Consider the following 4,614-nt stretch of genomic DNA (forward strand, 5'->3'; position numbering starts at 1 on the left):
TAAACATTATTTACGGATAAGTTCTAATTCAATGCGGTGATAAGAGCATGCTGTCATGCATATTGACATTCAATGCAGGAATTTAAGCATACCGGCCAGAATGAATATCACAATGCAAACCCATCCCGAGAAAAGCCAGCTCCAAGCTCCTGATCGCGGCACAACGCCTGCGCTCATGACCCAAAACAAGGCGACGACAAGTCCATGATCGGCGTCGCCCTAGGAGTTGGCAAGGAGATGGGGATACACGGTGGGGTTCCTCCAGTTTCCAGAACTGAGACCGCACGTTGAAAGTCCGCTTCGGAGGTAATCGACCGGCCGCATTGGGCACAAAGCAGTAGTTCATTCGCGTCAAAATTCTTCGGTTGAAGTTTATGACAGGTGCTAGGCACCTCATTCTGACCCCCACTCAATGCCACAGGTCACCGCCGTCCAGTCTGCTCTATCTAGGGTCAAGACCATTACTCAAGTACTCACCTACGCGTCTGCAGCGGAACAACCCAAGTCAGACCCCCTGCGCGATGCGCTTATTGCAATCAAATCGGCGCGCGATGCAGTCACGGCGGACGTTACGGGGTTGCCCTGCAGTGGGGGTTCGCAGCACTTACCCGTACCGGGTCTGGGCTGAAATATTTGATACGGTGAGAGGTAGCGATTGCGACAGCATGATGAGGGCATTGCAGGGGCGGGGGTTCGCGAAGACATGGGGGAAGTGGGGCGCTGATTAGCTTCGTTTGTGCGGAGAGTTTGGGGTAACGGAGGTTACAGGGGTAACGCCTCTCAACAAATGCCGTGACATTCAGCTGGCGACCAGCGCCGACTTCATTGGAGGGAATATCATCAGCCTATTACAACTCCGTCCGTCGTACGGAAAATCGATGAAAGAATTAATCCTATGCAAACGATTTTTGAAGCAGCAAATCATATTGCCCAAGAGATTGAGCGAACCCGACAGCACCTTGCTAACCTGGAACAGGCATTGGAGGGACTCAGGCCACTAATTACCCTAGATGCTGCGACGACGGCTTTACCATACACCGCTACCACGCGCACCCAGCATATTGAAGACGTATCTTTTGTGCACGCGCAGGTGTCCGCTGACGAAATTATTAAACCCAAGCGCGTTACCAAAACCAAACCCAGAAAACGGGCAAAGCCCGCAAAGCTTCCATCGACCGGCACTGAGCTTTGGTTGAGCTGCCTGGCCCGCAAGAAGCTCAGCCTTGGTGAATTAGTCGACGAGGCATTGAAGAAGCTTGATTTGGATGAGACAGCGCGAGACGTCATCACCAACCGTGCCGGTGCTTGGCTCTATGCTGCTATCAACAAAGGTGTGCTCATACCAGCGGGGACGCGAGACGGACATAAGCTGTACAAAAGGGTTCCTTCAAAAGGCAACTAAGGTACCGATATTTTGGTGCGGGTACAGGCAGTCGTTCCTGGAGCGGAGAAAGTTGCGCGCAATTAGAAAGTCGATGTGCTGATGAACTTGGCAATACCGGGCCAACTCTGTGTTCATTTTGGATGCGTCAGCAGTCAATATATCGCCATGAACGTTTACAACAACCTCGGCCTCACTTCTTTTGCAGTGACGCTTGTTCTCGTTCTCGGAGGATGCAGCACTGCGCCAGCGGTCCACCGTGGTCCTGCTTCCATTGAAACCTTGGAAGTGCCATCGCGAATCTCGCAAGGGCAGGCTAATGACATAACTATCTATGCCGTCGGCCTTGTCGGTACGCCGTATCGTTATGGTGGCAACACACCAGACTCCGGTTTTGACTGCAGTGGACTGATTGGCTATGTCTACCAAATGAGGTCAGGGGTTGCGCCACCTCGAACCGTCTCAAGGCTGCAAAATTGGGGTCAGCCGGTATCGAGTGACAACATTCGCTCGGGTGACCTGGTCCTCTTTGCCCAGAGCGACGTAGTTACCCACGCTGGAATCTATGTTGGGGGTGGCCGTTTTGTCCACGCGCCGTCCACTGGCGGGGAAGTCAGGCTTGACCGATTGAATTCAAAATATTGGGCATCCCAGCAAGTGACTTTTCGTCGGCCTTGAAGTCGGTCGAGCCAGAATCGGAGGTTGCCAGTCTGCTTTACTTGGAGGTAACCATGCCATTCAATTTGACCAACAACGGTTTGGAGCGGTTTGTCGATGCACAGGGACCTGTCTATGACTCTGTCTTCAAGGAGTTGGCCAGCGGCAGAAAGGCCACCCACTGGATGTGGTTCATCTTCCCCCAACTCAAGGGACTTGGTCGCAGCCCAATCGCCAAACACTTCGGCATCGAATCAAGGGACGAGGCTCTTGCCTATTGGAAGCACTCAGTACTCGGCAAAAGACTCCTTGAATGCACCACGCTCGTCTTGGCACAGCGCAACACGACTGCCCATGACATCTTCGGGTCTCCAGACGAACTCAAATTTAAATCGTGCATGACGCTTTTCGCTCAGGTAGCCCCGGAGGAACCTGTGTTCAAACAAGCGCTGGAGCGTTTTTTCGAAGGGACGCCTGACGAAGGTACGCTCAAGCTGATGTAAGTGACGTTTTCATGGCGTTTCGCCCCATGACCAGTTTCACTCAGGCCATGCCCAAAATATGTATTCGAACGGCTGCCGATGATAGTTGCCGCGGTCTTTAAAACAGCCAAGGCAAAAAACGTTTGATCCTTAGGGCTACGCTGAATAAGTACCATCAAAACACCCGCATGGGTGCATGACAGCGGAACTTCGAGAAAGCGGGTCAAAAAGTGGCCCGCTTTGTGGCTCGTTGGGCCTGTTTTTCGGGCTCGTTGACCCGCATCTCACCCTCACGGGCGCACCTGTGCCATCAGCCTTTGTCGGCTAAGGTAAATGTTGGCCAGTGCCAAGGCGGTGAATGCGCGCGTGGCGTTCTTCTGCAGGCCCCGGTAACGCACCTTGCCAAAGCCCCACAGCCGCTTGACCACGCCAAAGACGTGCTCCACCCGAGAACGGATGCGTGACTTGTTGCGGTTCTTGCCGCGTTGCGCCTCGTCAACGCTGCCAACCTCTTTAACAAGGTGCGCTCGGAAGCATTTGCGCCATTTCGCCGCTTTGGCCACTGCCACCTCTATAAGTGGTACCAGATGCGGGACGAGAAGTTCTGATTTCTGCGCCAACCCGCACCCACCGGCACGCGCCGGTGGGTCGCCTCACCCGCTCGCTGGCACGGGAGTCCATGCTAAGCTCAATCCTGATTCTCTAACCTACTAGATTTCAGGAACTTGCCATGCCAGGACTATTGCCCACCATCGACCCAGAGGGGTTGCTTGAATTCTCGGTTGTTTACACCGACCGCGCCTTGAACCACATGTCCAAACGCTTTCAGGGCGTGATGAAAGACATCTCTGCCATTCTCAAAGAGGTGTATCACGCCCAATCCGCCGTGCTGGTGCCGGGCAGTGGCACCTTTGGCATGGAAGCGGTGGCACGGCAGTTTGTCACCGGCAAGAAGGCGCTGGTCATTCGCAATGGCTGGTTCAGCTACCGCTGGACGCAGATTTTTGACATGGGCCACATGCCCAGCGAATCCACCGTGCTCAAGGCCCGACGCGTGGGTGACGGCCCGCAAGCGCCCTGGATTCCCTGCCCGGTGGACGAAGTGGTCGCCACCATTCGCGCCCAAAGACCGGATGTGGTGTTTGCCCCGCATGTCGAGACCGCCGCAGGCATGATCCTGCCGGACGACTACCTGCGAACCGTGGCCAAGGCGGTGCACGAGGTTGGCGGCTTATTTGTGCTGGACTGCATTGCCTCCGGCACCCTGTGGGTGGATATGCAAGCCACGGGCGTGGACGTGTTGGTAAGTGCGCCACAAAAGGGCTGGAGCAGCTCGCCTTGCTGCGCCATGGTGATGTTGAGCGAGCGTGCCCGAACCGCCATTGACGGCACCACCAGCACCAGCTTCGCCTGTGACCTGAAGAAGTGGCTGCAGATCATGGAAGCGTATGAGGCCGGCGGCCACGCCTACCATGCCACCATGCCCACCGACGCCCTCACCCGCCTGCGCGACGTGATGCAGGAGACCCGTTCCTATGGCTTTGAGAAAGTGCGCGCCGAGCAGATCGCGCTGGGCACCCAGGTGCGCGCTTTGTTCGAGCGCCGGGGCATTCCCAGCGTGGCGGCCGAAGGCTTCAAGGCGCCGGGTGTGGTGGTGAGTTACACCACCGATGCCGACATCCACAACAGCAAGAAGTTTTTGGCACTGGGCCTGCAAACGGCGTCCGGTGTGCCACTGCAGTGCGACGAACCGGCCGATTTTATGACCTTTCGCGTGGGCCTGTTCGGCCTGGAAAAACTGCACAACGTGGATCGCAGCGTGGCGCAGCTCGCCGCCGCGCTGGACCAGATTAACGCCACTCAGGGAGCGGCCATAGCGGCCTGAACCCTGAGCTTCAAGGGGGCTGCGCTGTTGGCGCCGACCCAAAATTGATCAGGTGTGCCAATCTCCAAGTGACCAGGCCAATTCTCCGAATGGCCATAGCCAGTAATCCTCCACAAGGAAATCAAGTGATCACCTAATAGGCGGCACATGCCATGTTGAATGGTCAATTCAGCATTGGCGCACACAGATAGGATCGGCTGTCGGTACTC

The 4,614-nt window shown here is 55.8% G+C and carries 5 protein-coding genes and 1 pseudogene; 4 read left to right on the forward strand and 2 right to left on the reverse strand.

Features of this window, described 5'->3' with window-relative positions:
• Positions 1–895 precede the first annotated feature (895 nt).
• The 3 genes from B3F77_RS06465 to B3F77_RS06475 all read left to right on the forward strand — a co-directional run bounded on the left by B3F77_RS06465 (position 896) and on the right by B3F77_RS06475 (position 2,541).
• Positions 896–1,402 carry a hypothetical protein gene (locus B3F77_RS06465; protein WP_293604168.1) on the forward strand — a complete coding sequence of 169 codons (507 nt, stop codon included), beginning with the start codon at positions 896–898 and terminating at the stop codon, positions 1,400–1,402.
• Positions 1,403–1,549: 147 nt separating this feature from the next.
• Entirely contained in the window at positions 1,550–2,059 is a 510-nt protein-coding gene (locus B3F77_RS06470) for a C40 family peptidase (protein ID WP_293604169.1), read from the forward strand.
• A 53-nt stretch (positions 2,060–2,112) separates the two neighbouring features.
• Positions 2,113–2,541 (forward strand): DUF1810 domain-containing protein, encoded by a 429-nt coding sequence (locus tag B3F77_RS06475; RefSeq protein WP_293604170.1) that lies wholly within the window; start codon positions 2,113–2,115, stop codon positions 2,539–2,541.
• 269 nt (positions 2,542–2,810) lie between these two features.
• Here the strand turns inward: B3F77_RS06475 and B3F77_RS06480 are convergent.
• Positions 2,811–3,026, reverse strand: a pseudogene (locus B3F77_RS06480) (transposase); the annotation flags it as partial.
• A 224-nt stretch (positions 3,027–3,250) separates the two neighbouring features.
• Here B3F77_RS06480 and B3F77_RS06485 point away from each other — a divergent pair.
• Complete coding sequence (locus tag B3F77_RS06485) at positions 3,251–4,405, forward strand: aminotransferase class V-fold PLP-dependent enzyme (protein ID WP_293604171.1); 1,155 nt, start codon at positions 3,251–3,253, stop codon at positions 4,403–4,405.
• Here B3F77_RS06485 and B3F77_RS06490 read toward each other — a convergent pair.
• A partial coding sequence (locus tag B3F77_RS06490) for a hypothetical protein (protein ID WP_293604172.1) occupies positions 4,381–4,614 on the reverse strand: 234 nt, incomplete at its 5' end. The genes B3F77_RS06485 and B3F77_RS06490 overlap by 25 nt on opposite strands.

Origin of the sequence: Polaromonas sp. UBA4122 (assembly GCA_002381615.1) — a bacterium.
In the GTDB taxonomy this organism is placed as follows: Bacteria; Pseudomonadota; Gammaproteobacteria; order Burkholderiales; family Burkholderiaceae_C; genus Polaromonas.